Source organism: Streptomyces sp. NPDC026417 (assembly GCF_055567695.1).
The window spans coordinates 177,340-198,563 of record NZ_JBVHPY010000007.1; the positions used below are offsets into that span (position 1 = coordinate 177,340).

General features: G+C 68.7%; 15 protein-coding genes. 12 read left to right on the forward strand and 3 right to left on the reverse strand.

What is annotated here, in order from left to right; genetic code table 11:
* Nucleotides 1-19: 19 nt before the first annotated feature.
* Complete coding sequence (locus ACZ4NT_RS13780) at nucleotides 20-1,051, forward strand: alanine racemase (RefSeq protein WP_121404982.1); 1,032 nt, start codon at nucleotides 20-22, stop codon at nucleotides 1,049-1,051.
* A gap of 101 nt (nucleotides 1,052-1,152) precedes the next feature.
* Here the strand turns inward: ACZ4NT_RS13780 and ACZ4NT_RS13785 are convergent, their stop codons facing one another.
* Entirely contained in the window at nucleotides 1,153-2,661 is a 1,509-nt protein-coding gene (locus ACZ4NT_RS13785) for a glycosyltransferase family 87 protein (protein ID WP_467725328.1), read from the reverse strand.
* 110 nt (nucleotides 2,662-2,771) lie between these two features.
* Nucleotides 2,772-5,477, reverse strand: coding sequence for a transglycosylase domain-containing protein (locus ACZ4NT_RS13790; protein WP_467725330.1), 2,706 nt, complete (start codon nucleotides 5,475-5,477; stop codon nucleotides 2,772-2,774).
* Between the two features lie 374 nt (nucleotides 5,478-5,851).
* Between ACZ4NT_RS13790 and ACZ4NT_RS13795 the strand changes: the two genes are divergently transcribed.
* The 4 genes from ACZ4NT_RS13795 (at nucleotide 5,852) to ACZ4NT_RS13810 (ending at nucleotide 9,593) form a co-directional block, all read left to right on the forward strand.
* Nucleotides 5,852-6,532, forward strand: coding sequence for a helix-turn-helix transcriptional regulator (locus tag ACZ4NT_RS13795; RefSeq protein ID WP_121404985.1), 681 nt, complete (start codon nucleotides 5,852-5,854; stop codon nucleotides 6,530-6,532).
* Between the two features lie 44 nt (nucleotides 6,533-6,576).
* The gene (locus ACZ4NT_RS13800; RefSeq protein WP_121404986.1) at nucleotides 6,577-7,659 is read left to right on the forward strand and encodes an inositol-3-phosphate synthase; all 1,083 of its coding nucleotides are present in this window, start codon (nucleotides 6,577-6,579) and stop codon (nucleotides 7,657-7,659) included.
* Between the two features lie 78 nt (nucleotides 7,660-7,737).
* Entirely contained in the window at nucleotides 7,738-9,000 is a 1,263-nt protein-coding gene (locus tag ACZ4NT_RS13805) for an MFS transporter (protein WP_121404987.1), read from the forward strand.
* Nucleotides 9,001-9,116: 116 nt separating this feature from the next.
* Nucleotides 9,117-9,593, forward strand: coding sequence for an LppU/SCO3897 family protein (locus ACZ4NT_RS13810; protein ID WP_121404988.1), 477 nt, complete (start codon nucleotides 9,117-9,119; stop codon nucleotides 9,591-9,593).
* A 113-nt stretch (nucleotides 9,594-9,706) separates the two neighbouring features.
* Here the strand turns inward: ACZ4NT_RS13810 and ACZ4NT_RS13815 are convergent, their stop codons facing one another.
* Nucleotides 9,707-11,173 (reverse strand): CCA tRNA nucleotidyltransferase, encoded by a 1,467-nt coding sequence (locus ACZ4NT_RS13815; RefSeq protein ID WP_467725331.1) that lies wholly within the window; start codon nucleotides 11,171-11,173, stop codon nucleotides 9,707-9,709.
* A 234-nt stretch (nucleotides 11,174-11,407) separates the two neighbouring features.
* Here ACZ4NT_RS13815 and ACZ4NT_RS13820 point away from each other — a divergent pair, with 234 nt between their 5' ends.
* The 7 genes from ACZ4NT_RS13820 to trxA all read left to right on the forward strand — a co-directional run bounded on the left by ACZ4NT_RS13820 (nucleotide 11,408) and on the right by trxA (nucleotide 21,212).
* On the forward strand, nucleotides 11,408-13,837 hold the full coding sequence (locus ACZ4NT_RS13820; RefSeq protein WP_467725333.1) for a DUF6049 family protein: 2,430 nt from the start codon (nucleotides 11,408-11,410) through the stop codon (nucleotides 13,835-13,837).
* Nucleotides 13,838-13,883: 46 nt separating this feature from the next.
* Nucleotides 13,884-16,112, forward strand: a complete 2,229-nt coding sequence (murJ, locus tag ACZ4NT_RS13825) for a murein biosynthesis integral membrane protein MurJ (protein ID WP_121404991.1) — start codon at nucleotides 13,884-13,886, stop codon at nucleotides 16,110-16,112.
* A 118-nt stretch (nucleotides 16,113-16,230) separates the two neighbouring features.
* Nucleotides 16,231-17,946, forward strand: a complete 1,716-nt coding sequence (locus ACZ4NT_RS13830; protein ID WP_121404992.1) for a protein kinase family protein — start codon at nucleotides 16,231-16,233, stop codon at nucleotides 17,944-17,946.
* Nucleotides 17,947-17,974: 28 nt separating this feature from the next.
* Nucleotides 17,975-18,691 (forward strand): RNA polymerase sigma factor SigM, encoded by a 717-nt coding sequence (sigM, locus tag ACZ4NT_RS13835; protein ID WP_121404993.1) that lies wholly within the window; start codon nucleotides 17,975-17,977, stop codon nucleotides 18,689-18,691.
* Entirely contained in the window at nucleotides 18,688-19,638 is a 951-nt protein-coding gene (locus ACZ4NT_RS13840; RefSeq protein WP_467725336.1) for a hypothetical protein, read from the forward strand. Before sigM ends, ACZ4NT_RS13840 begins: the two co-directional genes overlap by 4 nt.
* Before the next feature lie 227 nt (nucleotides 19,639-19,865).
* Nucleotides 19,866-20,837, forward strand: a complete 972-nt coding sequence (trxB, locus tag ACZ4NT_RS13845) for a thioredoxin-disulfide reductase (protein ID WP_467725338.1) — start codon at nucleotides 19,866-19,868, stop codon at nucleotides 20,835-20,837.
* A gap of 42 nt (nucleotides 20,838-20,879) precedes the next feature.
* Nucleotides 20,880-21,212 (forward strand): thioredoxin, encoded by a 333-nt coding sequence (gene trxA, locus ACZ4NT_RS13850; protein WP_007383275.1) that lies wholly within the window; start codon nucleotides 20,880-20,882, stop codon nucleotides 21,210-21,212.
* The last annotated feature ends 12 nt before the right edge of the window (nucleotides 21,213-21,224 follow it).

Consider the following 21,224-nt stretch of genomic DNA (forward strand, 5'->3'; position numbering starts at 1 on the left):
AAAGGTTCCGGGACCGGCCATGGCGCTCACGCTCTACGTCGACACCGCGCGCTGGCGGGCACACCACAAGCACGTGCAGGAGCAGTTCCCGGGGCTCGTCCCCGTCTGCAAGGGCAACGGCTACGGCTTCGGCCACGAGCGGCTCGCCGACGAGGCCACCCGCCTCGGCTCGGACGTCCTCGCCGTCGGCACCACGTACGAGGCCGCCCGGATCAAGGACTGGTTCGGTGGCGATCTGCTGGTGCTGACGCCGTTCAGGAGGGGCGAGGAGCCCGTACCGCTGCCCGACCGTGTCATCCGCTCCGTATCGTCGATAGACGGCGTGTACGGCCTCGTGGGCGCCCGTGTCGTCATCGAGGTCATGTCCTCCATGAAGCGGCACGGTGTCAGCGAACAGGATCTGCCCCACCTGCACTCCGCCATAGAGAACGTGCGGCTGGAGGGCTTCGCGCTCCACCTGCCGCTGGACCGCACCGACGGCTCGGACGCCGTCGAGGAGGTCATCGGCTGGATGGACCGCCTGCGCGCGGCCCGCCTGCCGCTGCACACCATGTTCGTCAGCCACCTCAAGGCCGAGGAACTCGCCCGCCTGCAGCAGCAGTTCCCGCAGACCCACTTCCGCGCCCGCATCGGTACGCGGCTCTGGCTGGGGGACCACGAGGCGACCGAGTACCGCGGCGCCGTCCTGGACGTCACCCGCGTGTCCAAGGGCGACCGCTTCGGCTACCGGCAGCAGAAGGCCGCCTCCGACGGCTACCTGGTCGTCGTGGCGGGCGGTACGTCGCACGGGGTGGGCCTGGAGGCCCCGAAGGCCCTGCACGGCGTCATGCCGCGCGCCAAGGGCGTCGCCCGCGCGGGCCTCGCGACGGTCAACCGCAACCTCTCTCCGTTCGTGTGGAGCGGCAAGCAGCGCTGGTTCGCGGAACCGCCCCACATGCAGGTCTCGATCCTGTTCGTGCCGTCGGACGCCCCCGAGCCGCAGGTGGGCGAGGAACTGGTGGCCCATCTGCGGCACACCACGACGCAGTTCGACCGGATCGTCGACCGCTGACCCACCGGAGCGCCGGGTCGCCTGCCCGGCCGTGCCGTACGAAAGGCCGTACACGGAGTCCGTGTACGGCCTTTCGCGTGGGCACTCTCCAAGCTGTTCGCTCAGAGCGAACGGTCTCCCGCGGGAGAGCTCCGTGCCCCCCATTCGACCTGGGATCCCTCGAAGTGGGCCGCGTGCCGGGGTGGATGGGCCGCCGCTCCGAGAACGAACACGTCCTCCGCGCCGTCCAGCACACCACCCGAAGGGTCGTCGTCGCCGGACCGACGTACCGGATCCCGCTCCGGCATGAAGATGTCGCGCACCACCACGGCACAGAGGTACAGCGTTCCCAGAAGGTGGACCGCGATGGCCGTCTGGTAGCCCTCGGTGGGCAGACCCTTGTGGGCGTCTCCGCTGGTGGTGTACGCGAGGTACATCCAGATCCCCAGGAAGTACGCGACCTCGCAGGCCTGCCAGATGAGGAAGTCCCGCCAGCGCGGCCGGGCCAGCGCGGCGAGGGGGACCAGCCACAGCACGTACTGCGGTGAGTAGACCTTGTTCGTGAGGATGAAGGCCGCGACGATCAGGAATGCGAGCTGGGCGAACCGCGGACGGCGGGGGGCGGTCACCGTGAGCACGGCGATGCCCACGCACGCCAGCAGCATCAGTGCGGTGGCGAACGTGTTGATGTTGTCCGTGGTGAGAAGGGTGCTCTGCCAGCGCTGGGACAGGATCAGCCAGAAGGAGCCGAAGTCGACGCCCCGCTCCTGGCTGAACGTGTAGAACTTCGACCAGCCCTCGAAGGCGAAGAGCATCACCGGAAGGTTCACGGCCAGCCAGGCCACCACGGCGCCGCCGACCGCGGCCCGGAACTCGCGCCACCTGCCGGCCCGCCAGCACAGCATCAGCAGCGGCCCGAGAAGCAGGACGGGATAGAGCTTGGCGGCCGTCGCCAGCCCCAGCAGGACACCGAAGGCGAGAGACCGGCCCCGGGACCACATCAGCATGGCTGCGGCCGTGAGAGCGACGGCCAGCAGGTCCCAGTTGATGGTGGCGGTCAGGGCGAAGGCGGGCGCGAGGGCGACCAGCAGGCCGTCCCAGGGGCGACGCGCGTGGGTGCGCGCGACGCACACGGCGATGACCGCCGCGCACACCATCAGCATCCCGGAGTTGACCATCCAGTAGAACTGCTCCTGGTCCTGGATGCTGCCGCTGCCGGGAGTGAGCCAGGAGGCGACCTCCATGAAGACGCCGGTGAGCACCGGGTACTCCAGGTAGTCCATGTCGCCGTTGAGCTTGTCGAAGTAGGGCACGAGCCCGTCGGCGAAGCCGCGTCCCTGGTACAGGTGCGGGATGTCCGAGTAGCACGCGTGCGTGTACTGGGAGCTGGCACCGAAGAACCACGCGCCGTCGTAGCAGGGCAGCTTCTGCACCATGCCGAGGGCGAACATGCCGATCGCGAGCAGCGCGACGATCCGCACCGGGGTCCACCAGGACGTCCCCAGCAGCGCTCGTCGCCCGAGGGGGCCGCCGAACAGCTCACTGCCGTGCGCGGCGACCTCGTCCTCCCTGGTCGGGTGTACCGGTTCCGGCTCGTGCACGCTCTCTCGCGTCGTTTCTGCACTGGGCATGCCGCACATCCTGCCGTACGTGTCCGGGGGAATACGCCGAGGGCCGCCGCACCTGTTCGGTGCGGCGGCCCCTGTTTCACGTGAAACACACCTCGGTCGAGGGGCTACTGCTACCCGCCGGGTCCGCCGAAGAGGCCCCCATTGCCGTTGCCTCGCGTGTTCCCGGTGCCGCTGGTCTCCGTGGGAGACGACGTGACGCCACCGTCCGTGCCACCGGTGTCGGTACCACCCGTGTCGGTGCCGCCGTTGTTGTTGCAGTTCCAGTCCCACTTGCCGCAGGTCTCGCTGGGCGTCGGCGAGGGTGAGGGCCGGGTCTTGCTGGGCGTCGGGCTCGGCGTGGGGCTCGCCTGCTGACTTTCGGTCGCCGAGGGGGTCACGCTCGGGCTCGGTACGTCATTGACGATCGTGCCGATGTCCTCGGGCGTGGGGAAGTTCTTGACCGGCTCCTTCTTCAGCGCCTGTTCCATGTAGTCGTGCCAGATCTCGGCCGGGAACGAGGCGCCGTGGATCTTCTCCTGGCCACCCGTTCCGTACATCTCCAGGAACTCGCGCTTCTTGCTGCTCTCGTTGTCGTCCATCCGGTACATCGTGATCGCCGTGGAGAGCTGCGGGGTGTAGCCGACGAACCAGGCGGACTTGTTGCCGTCGGTGGTACCGGTCTTGCCGGCCACCGGGCGGCCGGTGAGCTGCGCGGCGGTACCCGTTCCCTTGTCCACCACGGTCCTCAGCACGTCGGTCACGTTGTCCGCGACCGCCGAGGTGAAGGCCTGCTTGGCCTTGTTCTCGTGCTGGAAGACCGTGCCGGTCTCGTCGGTGACCTTCTCGACCGAGTACGGGTCGTGCTGCTTCCCGCTGTCGGCGAACGTGCCGTACGCGCCGGCCATCCGGATCGCGCTCGGGTCGGAGGTGCCGATCGAGAACGACGGGAAGTTGGCGCTGGCCAGGCTGGTCTTCAGGATGCCCGCGTCCATGGCGGCTTCCCTGACCTTGTCCAGACCGACGTCCATGCCGAGCTGAACGTAGGCGGAGTTCGCCGAGACCCTCATCGCCTCGCGGAGGTCGATGTTGTAGCTCGGCGGGTTGTACGACTCATTGCCGTCGTTCTTCTGCAGCCACTCGTTGCCGTTCTTGTCCGTCCAGATGGAGCGGTCGTACTCCTCGATCTTCAGCTTGTTCCTGCCGCTGTACAGGCTCTTCGGCGAGACCACCGTGCGCTCGTCCTGCGCCTGCTCGACGTCGCCGTCCGGGTTCCGGACACCCCACGACATGGCGGCTGCGAGCACGAACGGCTTGAACGTCGAACCCACCTGGGCGCCGGTCTGGTCGGCGTTGTTGGTGAAGTGCTTGGTCGCGTCCTCACCGCCGTAGATGGCCTTGATCGCACCCGAGTCGGGATCGACGGAGGCCCCACCGAACTGGACGTACTTGTCCTTGTCCGGGCGCAGCTTGGGCTTGATGTTCTTCTTGCGGACGTCCTTCACGGCCTTCTCGAGAGCCTTGACCTTGTTCTTGTCGAAGGTCGTGTGGATCTCGTAGCCGCCCTGCTGGAGCTTGTTGGCCGTGATCCCGGTCTTCTCGGAATTGTTGATCAGGTATGCCTTCGCCAGGTCGACGAGGTAGCCGACCTGGCCGCTCAGCTGGGCGTTCGACCGCGGGCTGATGATCTTGGGGAAAGACTTGAACGTCGCCTTCTTCGCCGCCGAGAGGCGCCCGTCCTTGACCTCCTCCTCGAGGATCCACCGCCACCGCGCCTCGGCGCGCTTGCGGTTGGCCTGAGGGGTGGCGGCGGGATCGATGGACTCGGCGCCGGCCGGGTCGTAGTAGGTGGCGCCCTTCAGCACCGCGGCGAGGAAGGCGCACTCGCTCTCGTCCAGGCGCTGGGCGTCCTTGTCGAAGTACGCACGCGCGGCAGCCTGGATCCCGTAGGCGTTGCGCCCGTAGTACGCCGAGTTCAGGTAGCCGGCCATGATGTCGGGCTTCTCCATCGAGGCGCCGACCTTTATGGAGACGAACAGCTCCTTGAACTTCCGGGAGATCGTCTGCGACTGGTCGTCCAGCATCGCGTTCTTCACGTACTGCTGGGTGATGGTGGAGCCACCCTGCGTCTGGCCGCCCTTGGCCATGTTGACGAAGGCGCGCGCGATGCCCATCGGGTCGACACCGCTGTCCGACTCGAACGTCTTGTTCTCGGCGGACATGACGGCGAAGCGCATCGACTTGGGGATCTTGTCGTACCCGATGATCTGGCGGTTCGTCTCACCGCCGGTCGCGACCATCTGGCTGCCGTCGGACCAGTAGTACACGTTGTTCTGGGCCTTCGCGGTCTTGGCCACGTCGGGCACGCTCACCAGGGCGTACGCGACACCCGCGACCGCCACCAGACTGCCGAAGAAGCCGATGAACAGCCCCGTGACCAGCCTCCATGAGGGCACCCAGCGCGCCGCGCCGTACCTGCCCGCACGGGGGTAGTCGATGAAGCGTCTCTTGGCGGGTACCGGGCGGCCTCGGCCGCGCCCCGGCCCACCGGGTCCTCCGGGACCACCGCGCCGTGCGCCGCCCCCTCCGGGCCCACCGGAGCCCGCGCCGTCGGCCGCTCTGCGCCGGCCGCCCCCACTGTTCCTCTGTGCCGCCCGGCGGGCCTCGGCACGGCTCCCGTACGGGCGCTCCTCGCCTCCCGAGCCGTAGGCATCGGAAGGTGACCCGGTGGCGCCTCGCGGTGCGGCACGGCGGCCGGAGGACGGGCCGGGCTGGCCGCGTCGGGCCGCGGCACGTCCGCCGCCTTGCGGCTGCGGCGGTTTGCGACGGTGCTCGCTCATCGAACGATTACTCCTCGGGCAGGCGCACCTTTGCGCGCCTGGAAACGGCGGCTGGTTTCCGGTCCCCCCGAAGTACGGATGCGGTCGTCATCGCATTCACCCGTACTGCACCGGGGACAGGGACGTCCCCAGGCGTCACTCGGTTCCCGGTGGTCTGCATGGCGCACAGACTACGCACCGTCAAAACCCACCTAGGGCCGAAGTTCACCCCAAATCAGGCAAGTCACTTCCTACGAATCAGTGATGTGACGCCGTTCACTCTCCCCCCTCTTGTCGCATCCGTAGGGGCGTTCTATCGTGCTGATGTATCGAGTCGATACATCAGCCCGGCATAATGGCCGTGCCGACGTGACAGCGACAGGGAGGAGGCGCTCATGAGCCGGCGATCCGGCATCCTCGAGTTCGCCGTTCTCGGCCTGCTCCGCGAGTCTCCGATGCACGGCTACGAGCTGCGCAAACGTCTCAATACGTCACTGGGTGTGTTCCGTGCGTTCAGTTACGGAACGCTCTACCCCTGCCTCAAGACGCTGGTCGCCAACGGCTGGTTGATCGAGGAACCGGGGTCCACACCCGAAGACGCCCTCGCCACCTCGCTCGCAGGGCGTCGCGCCAAGATCGTCTACCGATTGACGGCGGAAGGTAAGGAGCACTTCGAGGAGCTGCTCGCGCAGACGGGTCCCGACGCGTACGAGGACGAGCACTTCGCCGCTCGCTTCGCGTTCTTCGGACAGACGTCGCGCGACGTACGCATGCGCGTACTGGAGGGCCGCCGCAGTCGGCTCGAGGAGCGCCTGGAGAAGATGCGCGCCTCACTGGCGCGCACCCGGGAGCGCCTCGACGACTACACCCTCGAGCTTCAGCGCCATGGCATGGAGTCCGTGGAGCGCGAAGTGCGCTGGCTGAACGAGCTCATCGAGAGCGAGCGGGCCGGACGGGACCAGAAGCGTTCCGGCGAAGGCTCCGCTCATCAGGACAGCACATCTGGAGAGACGGGCGGCCTGCCCCGGCACCGGGACAGCTCCCGGCCGGATCCGTCCGACGACACCACCACGTGAGACCCATTCGGGGTTTCACCGAGCACACACAGGGAGCAACCGGAATGGGTTCGGTTCGCGTAGCCATCGTCGGCGTGGGCAACTGCGCCGCGTCGCTGGTCCAGGGCGTCGAGTACTACAAGGACGCCGACCCGGCGTCCAAGGTGCCGGGCCTGATGCACGTTCAGTTCGGCGACTACCACGTCGGTGACGTCGAGTTCGTCGCCGCCTTCGACGTCGACGCCAAGAAGGTCGGCCTCGACCTCTCGGACGCCATCGGCGCCAGCGAGAACAACACCATCAAGATCTGCGACGTCCCGAACAAGGGCGTCACGGTCCAGCGCGGCCACACCCTCGACGGTCTCGGCAAGTACTACCGGGAGACCATCGAGGAGTCCGCCGAGGCCCCGGTCGACGTGGTCCAGATCCTCAAGGACAAGCAGGTCGACGTCCTCGTCTGCTACCTGCCCGTCGGTTCCGAGGACGCGGCGAAGTTCTACGCCCAGTGCGCCATCGACGCCAAGGTCGCGTTCGTGAACGCCCTTCCGGTCTTCATCGCCGGCACCAAGGAGTGGGCCGACAAGTTCACCGAGGCGGGTGTCCCGATCGTCGGTGACGACATCAAGTCGCAGGTCGGCGCCACCATCACGCACCGCGTGATGGCGAAGCTGTTCGAGGACCGCGGTGTCCGTCTCGAGCGCACCATGCAGCTCAACGTCGGCGGCAACATGGACTTCAAGAACATGCTGGAGCGCGACCGCCTCGAGTCGAAGAAGATCTCGAAGACGCAGGCCGTCACCTCGCAGATCCCCGACCGTGACATGGGCGCCAAGAACGTCCACATCGGTCCCTCGGACTACGTGGCCTGGCTGGACGACCGCAAGTGGGCGTACGTCCGCCTCGAGGGCCGTGCCTTCGGCGACGTTCCGCTGAACCTGGAGTACAAGCTCGAGGTCTGGGACTCCCCGAACTCCGCGGGTGTCATCATCGACGCCCTGCGTGCCGCGAAGATCGCCAAGGACCGCGGCATCGGCGGCCCGATCCTCTCCGCGTCGAGCTACTTCATGAAGTCCCCGCCGGTCCAGTACTTCGACGACGAGGCGTACGCCAACGTCGAGAAGTTCATCAAGGGCGAGGTCGAGCGCTAGAGCGCCCGTTTCGCGAGCCAGTAGAGGGTCCCCGGGTCGTCCGCCCGGGGACCTTCCTCGTATGTGAGGCTGGGCCCCATGTCCGTCGTGCGTGACCTGCGGGTGCTCCTGCGCTTCCGGGGGTTCAGACGCCTGCTCGGCGTTCGACTGCTGTCGCAGGGCGCCGACGGCGTCTACCAGGTCGCACTCGCCACGTACGTCGTCTTCACACCGGAGAAGCAGACCTCGGCCGCCGCCATCGCCTCGGCCATGGCGGTACTGCTCCTGCCGTACTCCCTCGTCGGCCCCTTCGCCGGCGTCCTCCTGGACCGCTGGCGCCGTCGCCAGGTCTTCCTCCACGGCAACCTGCTGCGGGCGTTCCTGGCCTGCGTGACGGCCGTCCTGATCCTCAGCCCCGTCCCGGACTGGCTCTTCTATGCGTCCGCGTTGTGCGTCACGGCCGTCAACCGGTTCGTCCTGGCGGGTCTGTCGGCATCCCTGCCGAGGGTCGTCGACCCCGAACGGCTCGTCATCGCCAACTCGTTGTCCCCCACGGCGGGGACGCTGGCCGCGACCGCGGGAGGCGCCGTCGCCCTCGGCGTACGCCTGTCGACCGTGGACTCCAACGCCGTGGTGGTCCTCCTGGCGGCCGCCGTATACCTGTGCGCGGCCCTGGCTGCGCTGCGCATCCCCCCGGATCTCCTCGGGCCCGACCGGCATGCTGCTCACCCACGGCTGTGGGCCACGCTCATCGACACCGCGCGCGGGCTGACGGCGGGCATGCGCCATCTGTCGCAGCCAGCGCGCAGGGAGGCGGCCTGGGCCCTCGCGGCCATGACGCTGGTGCGCTTCTGCTACGGCGCCCTGACGGTCATGGTGCTGATGCTCTGCCGGTATGCCTGGACGTCCGACTCCGATGACGGACTCGCCCTCCTGGGTCTCGCGGTGGGCGTCTCCGGCGCCGGCTTCTTCGCCGCCGCCGTGGTGACCCCGTCGGTGGCCGGACGGCTCGGGCCGGCCCGCTGGATCGCCGTCTGCGCCGCTTGCGCCGCCGTCCTGGAGCCCGCGCTCGCCCTTCCGTTCGCCGTGGCGCCGATGCTGGCCGCTGCCTTCGTCCTGGGGCTGACCACGCAAGGCGTGAAGATCGCCACCGACACCATCGTGCAGTTCTCCGTCGACGACGGCTTCCGTGGCCGGATCTTCTCCGTTTACGACGTGCTGTTCAACGTCGCTTTCGTCGGTGCCGCGGCAGTGGCCGCGCTCATGCTGCCTTCTGACGGACGGTCCGTTGCCCTGGTGGTCACAGTCGCCGTTATCTACGCGGCAGTTGCAGCGGCAATGTCTCGTTTTGCGCAGCAGTAAGTGTCACATCAGTGCCACAGAGCTGCTCCCGGCTTCAGACTTGCCCGCGCGGCCCGATAGCTTACGTGCGTCTTATTTCACGCCACGCGCTCTCATCGTTCGAGGGGGACCCCCAAGTGACCGTTTCGCCGCCGCCGCAGGGCCAGAATCCGTACGCCCAGCAGCCCGCTTCCGCGGACCAGCAGGCCGGCCAGCCCGGGGTTCCCCCGCAGCAGCCCTACGCCCCGTTCCCGCAGCAGGCCGGCGCTCCCGTGCCGCCGCCGGCTCCGGCCAAGCGCTTCGGCAAGAAGGCCATGCGCATCGTCGGCCTCATCCTGGTCGCCATAGCCCTGTACGGGGTGAAGTGGTACCTCGGCCAGAGCGACGCCGAGACCACGTCGGTCGGCAGCTGCATGCACAACGACGGCACGCAGACGAGCCCCGACCTCCAGACGGTCGACTGCACCTCGGGCGACTCGCAGTACAAGGTCGTCGAGAAGTTCGACAACACCAGCGACGACAGCAAGTGCGAGAGCGTCAAGGCCGCGACGATCTACTACGTCCAGACCGGCGGCGGCCACAACGTCGTGCTGTGCCTCAAGGAGACCAAGTAACAGCTCGGTCGGCATACGCCGAGGGGCGGTGTTTCACGTGAAACACCGCCCCTCGGCGTATCCGGCGTCATGTTTCACGTGAAACATGACCTCGTTGCACCGGCCCGGATCCTTCAGTCCTGTGCGGCCCACCACTCCTTGAGTGCCGCCACGGCCGCCTCGTGCCCCATGGGGCCGTTCTCCAGGCGCAGCTCCAGCAGGAACTTGTACGCCTGGCCGATCGCCGGACCCGGACCGACGCCGAGGATCTCCATGATCTGGTTGCCGTCCAGGTCCGGGCGGATGGAGTCCAGCTCCTCCTGCTCCTGGAGCTGGGCGATGCGCTCCTCCAGGCCGTCGTACGCACGGGAGAGCGCCGTGGCCTTGCGCTTGTTGCGCGTCGTGCAGTCGGACCGCGTCAGCTTGTGCAGACGGGTCAGCAGCGGTCCCGCGTCGCGGACGTAGCGCCGGACCGCGGAGTCCGTCCACTCACCGGTGCCGTACCCGTGAAAGCGCAGGTGGAGCTCGACCAGACGCGAGACGTCCTTCACCAGGTCGTTGGAGTACTTCAGAGCCGTCATGCGCTTCTTCGTCATCTTGGCGCCCACCACCTCGTGATGGTGGAAGGAGACCCGCCCGTCCTTCTCGAAGCGGCGCGTCCTGGGCTTCCCGATGTCGTGCAGCAGAGCGGCGAGCCGGAGCACGAGGTCGGGTCCGTCCTCCTCGAGCGCCATCGCCTGTTCCAGGACGATCAGAGTGTGCTCGTAGACGTCCTTGTGCCGGTGGTGCTCGTCACGCTCCAGACGCAGGGCGGGAAGCTCCGGCAGCACGTGATCCGCGATCCCGGTCTCGACGAGCAGCGTCAGCCCCTTGCGCGGCTCCGCGGCCAGGACCAGCTTGTTCAGCTCGTCCCGCACCCGCTCGGCCGACACGATCTCGATGCGCCCGGCCATGTCCTTCATCGCGGCGACGACGTCGGGAGCGACCTCGAAGTCGAGCTGGGCCGCGAAACGGGCGGCCCGCATCATCCGCAGCGGATCGTCGGAGAAGGACTCCTCCGGAGTGCCGGGCGTACGCAGCACCCGCTCCGCGAGGTCACCGAGACCTCCGTGTGGATCGATGAACTCCTTCTCCGGAAGGGCCACGGCCATCGCGTTGACGGTGAAATCGCGACGGACCAGGTCCTGCTCGATGGAGTCGCCGTAGGACACCTCGGGCTTGCGCGAGGTGCGGTCGTACGCCTCCGAGCGGTACGTCGTGATCTCGATGTCGAAGGACTGCTCCACGTCACCGACGCGGGCGTTCTTCTGCGCCCCGACGGTGCCGAACGCGATCCCGACCTCCCACACGGCGTCCGCCCAGGGCCGCACGATCTTCAGGACGTCCTCGGGGCGGGCGTCGGTCGTGAAGTCCAGATCGTTGCCGAGCCGGCCGAGGAGCGCGTCCCGGACCGAGCCGCCGACCAGGGCGAGGGAGAACCCGGCCTCCTGAAAACGGCGGGCGAGGTCGTCGGCGACAGGGGACACCCGCAGCAGTTCGCTCACCGCGCGGTGCTGCACCTGGCTCAGGGCACTGGGGTTCTCTTCGTTGGCGTTCGGCACAACAGAAAAGGGTACGTGGCCCACACCACTGCGGGCGCCTCCATTAAACGTGCACACTTCACTCCAAGGGAGCGAGCGAGGACGCCGCCGCCTATAGGCGCACATAGAGGACAGCTCGGCCGGGTCTTCCGATCTTGTGGAGCAGACCGCGGCACTTCCCCTCCACGCACATCGTTACCATGCGTGGACGCACATTCCGACGACCACTGACGACGACGAGGGACGGGCGAGCGCGTGGCCGAGGCGGCAGACTTCCAGGGGATGGCTCCCTCACCTGCCCGCCGCTGGATGCGGCGCACCGGTGCCCTGCTCGTGGGTGCGCCCCTGCTGGCCGGTCTGCTCCAGTTGCCCGCGGCTCCGGCCGCCCTGGCCGCCCCCGACGCGGCTCCCGCCGACGCCTCGGCGTCCGGCCCGGTCGATGTGTCCCTGGACTCCCTCAGCCCCAGCGCGCCCACGGACGGTGACACCGTCACGGTCTCGGGCACGGTCACCAACAAGAGCAAGCAGACGGTCACCGACGCCCGCGTGGATCTACGTCTGGGTCCGACGCTGAACAGCCGGACCGCGATCGAGACCGTGAGCAAGCGCACCCGCTATCAGCCGGGGCTCGACGGGACACCGGTCGGTGACAAGTACGCCGAGGAGTTCCCGAAGCTCACCGCGGGCGTCTCGCAGCACTTCAGCATCGCCGTGCCGGTCAAGTCCCTGGATCTCGGCTCCGACGGCGTCTACCAGCTCGGGGTGTCGCTCTCCGGCCGGACCGCGGCCCAGCCGTACGACCAGGTGCTCGGCATCGAGCGCACGTTCCTGCCGTGGCAGCCCGAGTCGGCGGACACGAAGTCGAAGACGACGTACCTCTGGCCGCTGATCTCCGGAGTCCACCTCACGGCCGAGACCGGCTCGAACGAGCAGCAGACCCCGGTCTTCCGGAACGACGAGCTGGCCAAGGAGATCTCCCCCGGTGGCCGTCTGGACCAGCTCCTCTCGCTGGGCAGCACCCTCGACGTCACATGGGTCGTCGACCCGGACCTGCTGGCCTCCGTCGACGCCATGCGGGACAGCTACCGCATCCAGGGCAAGGGCGACACCACGACGGCGGGCAAGAACCAGCAGGTCGCCAAGGACTGGCTCAACAAACTCGAGAAGACCGTCGAGAACAAGGAGGTCGTCGCCCTTCCCTTCGCCGACCCCGACCTCGCGTCGCTCGCCCACAACGGCAGGAACGTCACCGGCTCCCTGAGCCGCCTCAAGGACGCCACGGACGTGGCCTCGGACACCGTGCAGACGGTCCTGCACGTGACCCCGAACACCGATTTCGCCTGGCCGGCCGACGGCGCCATCGATCCGTCGATCGTAAAGGTGGCCACCTCCGCGGGTGCCGACAAGGTGATCACCCGGAGCGACAGCCTGCGGGAGACCAGCGGTCTCTCGTACACGCCGAACGCGGCGCGGCCCATCGGGGGCGGCACCACGGCGGTGGTCGCGGACGCCCGCATGTCCACGGCCTTCCAGGGCGACATGACCAAGGCGAACAACTCGACGCGCGCCGTGCAGGCCTTCCTCGCGCAGAGCCTGATGACCACCCTGCAGCAGCCGGACAAGCACCGCAGCATCGTGGTCGCGCCGCAGCGGATGCCCTCCGGGAGCCAGGCCCAGACCATGGCCGTGGCCGTCAGGGCGCTCCAGGACGGGAACTGGTCCCAGTCCCAGGACCTGACAGCGGCCGCCAAGGCCAAGCCCGACCCGAACGCCACGACCCGGGTCCCGTCCGCCTCCTCGTACCCCTCCGCCCTGCGCAGCCCGCGCCAGGAGCTGCCGCAGTCCGCCTTCGAGGACATCGCGAAGATCCAGCGCAAGCTCGACGGGTTCGAGGTCATCCTCATCAACCCCGACCGCGTGGTGACGCCCTTCGGGCGGGCCATGGACCGCGGCATGTCCACCTCGTGGCGCGGCCGCGCCGCGGAGGCGGCGACGTTCCGCTCCGGCGTGGAGACCTATCTCCAGCAGCTCACCGACCAGGTGCGGCTGATCGACAAGTCCGAGACGAAGCTCTCCGGCCGCAGCGCCACGATCCCGGTGACGGTGCAGAACAACCTGGTGCAGGGCGTCGACGACCTCGTCCTGCGCCTCACGTCGGAACAGCCCACTCGCCTCAAGATCAACGACGGCCCCTACGACGAGCAGCCCATCGGCGTCTCCGGCGGGCACAGCCAGTCGGTGAAGTTCATCACCAACGCCAACGCCAACGGCCCCGTCACGGTGGTCGCCCAGCTCTACACGCAGGACGGCCAGGCGTACGGCGACCCGGTCACCTTCGACGTCGACGTGAACGAGATCACGCCCACGGTGATGCTGGTCATCGCCGGCGGTGTCCTGCTCCTCGTGCTCGCCGGCTTCCGGATGTACACGCAGCGCAAGCGCGCGGTCGCCCGGCGAGCCGAGGAGGAGCCGGAGGACGGTCCGGAGGGCGAGACCCTGAACGAGGACACCGGCGCCACCGTAGACACTGAGGACACCGACGCCACGGACTCCCGGGACCGTCCGGCAGGGGAGTCCGGCACGGAACCCGGGGCCGGCGGCCCGGAGCACCCGAGTGACCCGACACCGGACACCGCACCGGAAAGCACCGACCCGTCCGGCACGGGTGAGAGAGTGGACCGTTGAGCGATGTCGTGGCCGGTGGGCCCGGGGACGATGAGGTGGGGTAACCATGAACGCGCCGTACGACGGTGACCGCGGTCAGGGCGCGGGCGACTCGGGCTACCCCGAGGGTCCGCCGCCCGAGCCCGGACAGACGCCGCCGGGGCCCCCCGCGGACATGTACTTCCAGGACGCCTACGACCAGGACCCGTACCGGGGGCAGGACCTCTCGGACCAGGACCCGGTGACCGAGGCGCTCTACGACCGTGCCGCGCACCCCCCGCCTCCCCCGGGCGTGTACCAGCCGCAGCAGCCGCTCTACGCGCAGCCGCAGCCGCAGCAGTACGCACCCGATCCCCGCGTGTGGGCCCAGACACCCCCGCCGGAGCCCGCGGGCCCCACCCGGCATCTGCCGTACGGCGAGGACCCTCGCACCACCCAGTTCGTGGGTGTGGACGACCTGGTCACGCAGGCCGGCGAGGAACGCCACGAGCCCGACGCCTTCGCACACCTCTTCCGGGACCAGCAGCAGGACGGCACCCGCCCGCCCATGGATTCCGCGGCGGTGCCGGGCCCGTCGCCCGCGCCCTCCCCCCGCCACGTGCCCGATGCACCGGCACCGGCACCAGCTCCCGCAGCGGCCGCCTCCGCGGCCGCGCCCAAGAAGGGCGGCCGAGCCTCGGGACTTCTGAAGTCGAGTGCCGTGATGGCCGCCGGCACGATGGTGTCCCGGCTCACCGGCTTCATCCGCTCCGCGCTGATCGTCTCGGCGCTCGGCGTCGGCCTCCTCGGCGACACCTTCCAGATCGCCTACCAGCTGCCCACGATGATCTACATCCTCACCGTGGGCGGCGGCCTCAACTCCGTCTTCGTGCCGCAGCTCGTCCGCGCCATGAAGGAGGACGGCGACGGCGGCGAGGCGTACGCCAACCGCCTGCTGACGCTCGTCATGGTCGCCCTGGGCGCGCTCACCGTCCTTGCGGTGGCCGGCGCCCCCCTGCTGGTGCGCATGCTGTCCGCCGGAATCGCCGACAACCCGGCCGCCAACGACGTCGCCGTCACCTTCACCCGCTACTTCCTGCCCACGATCTTCTTCATGGGCATCCACGTGGTGATGGGTCAGATCCTCAACGCGCGCGGCAAGTTCGGCGCGATGATGTGGACTCCGGTCCTCAACAACATCGTCATCATCGTCACCCTTGGCCTGTTCATCTGGGTCTACGGCTCCGCGGCCAACTCCGGCATGAAGGTGACGACGATCCCGCCGGAGGGCGAGCGGCTGCTCGGCATCGGCGTTCTGCTCGGCCTCGTCGTGCAGGCCCTGGCGATGATCCCGTACCTGCGGGAGACCGGCTTCCGGCTGCGTCCCCGCTTCGACTGGAAGGGCCACGGCCTCGGCAAGGCCGCGATGCTCGCCAAGTGGACCGTGCTCTTCGTCCTCGCCAACCAGGCGGGTGCGATCGTGGTCTCCCAGCTGTCCACCGCGGCGGGCAAGGACTCGCCGGTGGACGGCACCGGCTTCGCCGCCTACGCCAACGCCCAGCTCATCTGGGGGCTGCCGCAGGCCATCATCACCGTGTCGCTGATGGCCGCCCTGCTGCCGAGGCTCGCGCGCTCCGCCAACGAGGGCGACACCGGCGCCGTCCGAGACGACATCTCGCAAGGGCTGCGCACCACGGCTGTCGCGATCGTGCCCATCGCCTTCGGCTTCGTCGCACTCGGCATCCCGATGTGCACCCTGATCTTCGGTTCCTCCGGGACCGGCGAAGCCACCAACATGGGTTACATGCTGATGGCCTTCGGCCTGGGCCTGATCCCGTACTCCGTGCAGTACGTCGTGCTGCGCGCGTTCTACGCCTACGAGGACACCCGGACGCCGTTCTACAACACGGTGATCGTGGCCGCAGTCAACGCGGGCGCCTCGGCCGCCTGTTTCCTCCTGCTGCCCTCCCGCTGGGCCGTGGTCGGCATGGCCGCCTCGTACGGAATCGCCTACGCGATCGGCGTCGGCATCGCCTGGAGCCGGCTGCGCAAGCGCCTGGGCGGCGACCTGGACGGCGCCCGCGTCCTGCGCACCTACGCCCGGCTGGGCATCGCAGCGGTCCCGGCGGCACTCCTGAGCGGTGCGGCCTGCTACGGCATGAGCAAGTCGCTCGGCCAGGGCGTCGGCGGGTCCTTCCTCGCCCTGATCGGCGGGGGCGCCATCCTCCTGGGCGTCTTCTACGTCGCCGCACGGAAGATGCGCATCGAAGAGCTCAACTCAATGGTCGGCATGGTCCGCGGGCGCCTGGGGCGTTGACGCGGGGGTAGGCGCACAACCATCGTTCGCTGCTGTGTGTCGTGCATAGCACCGGACTGTGGGCACAATTGGTTTCTGCGGCGGACAGCGCGCAACGAATGGGGAGGCGGGAACGACGGTGGCGGAACGGAGCACGGCTGCCGTCGACGTGGCAGACAACAGCGGTGACGAACCGCTGACCGCCAAGGCGGACCAGTCCACGGCCGACGGGGTGGCCCAGAACCTGGAGCGGGACACGGAGAGCGACGAGGCACAGGGGAGCGGCGGGACCGAAGGTCCCGGGAAGGTCTCACCTCCCGAACTGCACAGCGGTCACAAGCTCGCCAGACGCTACCGTCTCGAAGAGTGCGTCACTCGTCTGGACGGCTTCAGCAGTTGGCGTGCCGTGGACGAGAAACTCCGCCGCGCCGTGGGTGTGCACCTGCTGCCCGCCGACCACGCACGAGCCCGCTCCGTGCTGGCCGCCGCCCGGTCCTCGGCGCTGCTCGGCGACCCACGCTTCGTCCAGGTCCTGGACGCGGTCGAGGAGAACGACCTCGTCTACGTCGTGCACGAGTGGCTCCCGGACGCCACAGAGCTGACGGCCCTCCTCGCCGCGGGGCCGCTGGAGGTCCACGACGCCTACCAGATGGTCACCCAGGTCTCCCAGGCCATGGCCGCCGCGCACCGTGAGGGCCTCGCGCATCTGCGGCTGACGCCCGGTGCCGTGTTGCGTTCCTCGTCCGGTCAGTGGCGCATCCGCGGCCTCGCGGTCAACGCCGCCCTGCGCGGCATCAGCTCCGACACACCCCAGCGCACGGACACCGAGGCCATCGGCGCACTGCTGTACGCGGCCCTCACCCAGCGCTGGCCGTACGAGGACGACGCCTACGGTCTCTCCGGGCTGCCCAAGGACGTCGGTCTGATCGCTCCCGACCAGGTGCGGGCGGGCGTTCACCGCGGCCTGTCCGAGCTCGCGATGCGCGCACTCGCCAACGACGGAGCGACCGCCTCACGCCAGGAGCCGGCCTGCACGACGCCGGAAGAGCTGGTGAAGGCGATCGGTGAGATGCCCCGCATCCGCCCGCCCGAGCCCGCGTTCACCGCGCCGCCCGAGTACCAGCGCACCACGTACCAGCAGGGCACGTACGGCCGTCAGACAGCCCATCCGGGCGCCACCCAGCCCGTCACGACCCCTCCGCCGCCGCTGCAGAGCCGCACGGGCAAGGCTCTGAAGTGGGCGGTCTCCGCGCTGCTCATCGCTGCGCTGGGGCTCGGCAGCTGGCAATTGGCGGACGCCCTGATGGACCGTAGCGAGAACAACGAGACCAACAAGACACAGACCACCGACGGCAACGACAAGACCAGCGACCAGAACCGTCCGGTCAGGCCGATCTCGATCCGGGGCGCACAGGAGTACTTCCCGGACGGCAAGGCGCAGCACCCCAATGACGTCGACCTGACCTACGACGGTGACAGCTCGACGTACTGGCGCACCTACTCCTACAACGACGGTCCGGTGCTCGCGCCCTTCAAGCAGGGCGTGGGCATCGTCTACGACCTCGGGTCCGAGCGCAGCCTCTCCGCCGCGTCGATAGGGCTGAACTACGGTGGCAACCGCACGACCGTCTCGCTCTACGCGGCGGACTCGCTCTCGTCGTCCGCCTCGCTCAGCTCGATGAAGAAGATCGCCTCGGCGACGACGTCCGGACGGCAACTCAAGATCTCCGCGGACAAGGCGGCGAAGACGCGGTACGTCCTGGTGTGGATCACCGCGGCGCCCTACGCGGGCAAGGACCAGTTCAGCGGAGCCGGCTTCAAGCAGGCCATAACGGATGTGAAGTTCACCGGCTGACAGCCCGTCGACGGAGGGGAGGGGTCCGATGGCCGAGAACGCGTACGGCGACGTGAGCGACAAGGACCTCCTGGCCCGCCACGTCGAGGGTGATCCAGAGGCCTTCGGTGAGCTCGTACGGCGACACCGCGACCGCCTGTGGGCCGTGGCCCTGCGGACTCTGGGAGACCGCGAGGAGGCCGCTGACGCGGTTCAGGACGCACTGGTCTCCGCCTACCGCGCCGCGCACACCTTCCGCGGCCAGTCGGCCGTCACCACCTGGCTGCACCGCATCACCGTGAACGCCTGTCTGGACCGCGCCCGGAAGGCCGCCTCCAGGAAGACGTCTCCGGTCGACGACACCGAGCGTCTCGAACAGCTCCTGGAGCCGCACGAGTCGGCATCCGCCCCCGCCGAGCGCAACGACCTCCATCGCGAGCTCGTCGAAGCGCTGGGCACTCTCCCACCCGATCAACGAGCCGCCCTCGTGCTCGTGGACATGCAGGGGTACCCCGTGGCAGAGGCTGCGCGCGTCCTCGACGTGCCCTCGGGCACGGTGAAGAGCCGTTGCGCGCGGGGCAGAGCCAGACTCCTGCCGTTGCTCACTCATCTCCGTACGGACAGCGGCAGCAAGAAGGACGGAGAGAAGTCGGGCGACGGAAGGAACCGGACGCTGGGGGCATCCGTCCCACCGTCAGCGGGGCCACAGGACGCAGGCCCAAGCGACGATTCGGCGGCGATGAAGGGCGGAGGTGGGCGAGCGTGACATCCAAGACCGGCACGGACGGGCACCCGGACGTAACGGAGCTCTCCGACCTCACCGAAGGTCTGCTCCCCCCTTCCCGCAGTGCGGACCTCCGAGGGCATCTGGACGACTGCCCCCTCTGCGCCGATGTCTACGCCTCTCTGGAGGAGATCCGGAGCGTGCTGGGCACCCTGCCCGGCCCCTCCCGGATGCCCGTCGACGTGGCGGAGCGGATCGACGCGGCGCTGGCGGCAGAAGCCCTCCTGAGCGCCTCGACGCCGGAGCCGGACACGCAGGCGGACACGTCGGTCGCTGCCTCCGACCCCTCCGCGCACCCGGAGGATGGGGGTGCGCGTGTTTCACGTGAAACATCCACCGTCTCCACGGGCACCCGCCCCGCCGGCCACTCGCGCGCTGCCACCGGACCGGGCCGCGTGTCCCGTCTGCGCCGAGGTCGCCGCGGAACGATTGCCCTCGGTGCCGCCTTCACAGCCGCCGCACTCGGTCTGGGAACGCTCCTCATCCAGTCTCTGACCGACGACAACCCCGGCGACACTCCTGCCAACTCCGCCCAGAGGCAGACCGACGCGGCGCACACCTTTGCCGACGGCAAGCTGGAGAACCAAGTAGCGGATCTTCTTGCTGCGGGCGGGGGCGCCGGTACCGGTAGCAAGAAGCCGTGGGGCGCTGAGTCGGACACCTCGGGATCCGGGAGCAGTGAACCCAAGACGCTCCAAGAGACCGCGGTGCCGGTACCGGCGTGCGTCGAGCAGGCCATCAACCGCAGCGAGATCGTTCTCGCCGCCTCGGAGGGCGTGTACAAGGGGACGCGTGCCTACCTGGTCGTCCTCCCGGACGCACAGGACGCTTCCCGCGTCACGGCCTACGTCGTCGACGCCACGTGCGTGGAACCGGCGTCAACGTCCCAGGCCAAGGTTCTGGTGAAGCGCTCGTACGCTCGCCGCTGAGCAACCGAGGGAAGGCGCTCAGCGGCAATGCGCCTGTTCATGCCGCCGCTTGATGCCGGCTGGACTCGAACTGCGTCATCTCCCACACCCCCGTACCCTGTGCCGTCTGCGTGTGCCCGGACACACTGGGAATGCAAGGCCCTTAGGATCCGTTGGGTCGGATGAGAGTTCATAGCGAGGCTCCCACCGGCAGTACGCAGCAGTCTCCAGAGACGAGGAATCAAGCCGTGAGCGACGTCCGTAACGTGATCATCATCGGCTCCGGGCCCGCCGGCTACACGGCGGCGCTCTACACCGCGCGCGCGTCGCTGAAGCCGCTGGTGTTCGAGGGCGCCGTCACAGCCGGCGGTGCGCTGATGAACACCACCGAGGTGGAGAACTTCCCCGGCTTCCAGGACGGGATCATGGGCCCCGAGCTCATGGACAACATGCGCGCCCAGGCCGAGCGCTTCGGTGCCGAGCTCGTTCCGGACGATGTCGTCTCCGTCGACCTGACCGGTGAGATCAAGACCGTCACGGACACCGCCGGCACGGTGCATCGGGCCAAGGCCGTCATCGTCACCACCGGCTCGCAGCACCGCAAGCTCGGTCTGCCCAACGAGGACGCCCTCTCCGGACGCGGCGTCTCGTGGTGCGCCACGTGTGACGGGTTCTTCTTCAAGGACCAGGACATCGCCGTGATCGGTGGCGGCGACACCGCGATGGAGGAGGCCACCTTCCTCTCCCGCTTCGCCAAGTCGGTCACGATCGTCCACCGCCGCGACACCCTGCGCGCCTCCAAGGCCATGCAGGAGCGGGCCTTCGCCGACCCGAAGATCAAGTTCGTCTGGGACAGCGAAGTCGCCGAGATCGAGGGTGACCCCAAGCTCTCGGGTCTGAAGCTGCGGAACCTGAAGACGGCCGAGATCTCGGACCTGGCCGTCACCGGCCTGTTCATCGCGATCGGCCACGACCCGCGCACCGAGCTCTTCAAGGGTCAGCTCGAGCTGGACGACGAGGGGTACCTCAAGGTCTCCGCTCCCTCCACCCGGACGAACCTGATGGGCGTCTTCGGAGCGGGCGATGTCGTCGACCACACGTACCGCCAGGCGATCACCGCGGCCGGTACCGGTTGTGCCGCGGCCCTCGATGCGGAGCGCTTCCTCGCAGCCCTTGCCGACGGCGAGGCAACCGCCGAGCCCGAGAAGACCACTGTCTGACCCCCGTTCGCCCGACCGCACCACCGAGTTAAGGAGCCCGCCGTGGCCGGCACCCTGAAGAATGTGACCGACGACTCCTTCGAGCAGGACGTCCTCAAGAGCGACAAGCCTGTCCTCGTGGACTTCTGGGCCGCCTGGTGCGGTCCCTGCCGCCAGATCGCGCCGTCGCTCGAGGCCATCGCCGCCGAGTACGGGGACAAGATCGAGATCGTCAAGCTGAACATCGACGAGAACCCGGGTACGGCCGCCAAGTACGGGGTCATGTCCATCCCGACCCTCAACGTGTACCAGGGCGGCGAGGTGGCCAAGACCATCGTCGGTGCGAAGCCGAAGGCCGCTATCGTGCGCGACCTCGAGGACTTCATCGCCGAGTAGTCGTGATGCCGT

Excerpts from the sequence above, each read along its gene's own strand:
- ACZ4NT_RS13780 (WP_121404982.1), top strand. The coding sequence starts at position 20 with ATGGCGCTCACGCTCTACGTCGACACCGCGCGCTGGCGGGCACACCAC.
- ACZ4NT_RS13805 (WP_121404987.1), top strand. The coding sequence starts at position 7,738 with ATGTCCGTCGTGCGTGACCTGCGGGTGCTCCTGCGCTTCCGGGGGTTC.
- ACZ4NT_RS13790 (WP_467725330.1), bottom strand. The coding sequence starts at position 5,477 with ATGAGCGAGCACCGTCGCAAACCGCCGCAGCCGCAAGGCGGCGGACGT.
- ACZ4NT_RS13785 (WP_467725328.1), bottom strand. The coding sequence starts at position 2,661 with ATGCCCAGTGCAGAAACGACGCGAGAGAGCGTGCACGAGCCGGAACCG.
- sigM (WP_121404993.1), top strand. The coding sequence starts at position 17,975 with ATGGCCGAGAACGCGTACGGCGACGTGAGCGACAAGGACCTCCTGGCC.
- ACZ4NT_RS13800 (WP_121404986.1), top strand. The coding sequence starts at position 6,577 with ATGGGTTCGGTTCGCGTAGCCATCGTCGGCGTGGGCAACTGCGCCGCG.
- murJ (WP_121404991.1), top strand. The coding sequence starts at position 13,884 with ATGAACGCGCCGTACGACGGTGACCGCGGTCAGGGCGCGGGCGACTCG.
- ACZ4NT_RS13795 (WP_121404985.1), top strand. The coding sequence starts at position 5,852 with ATGAGCCGGCGATCCGGCATCCTCGAGTTCGCCGTTCTCGGCCTGCTC.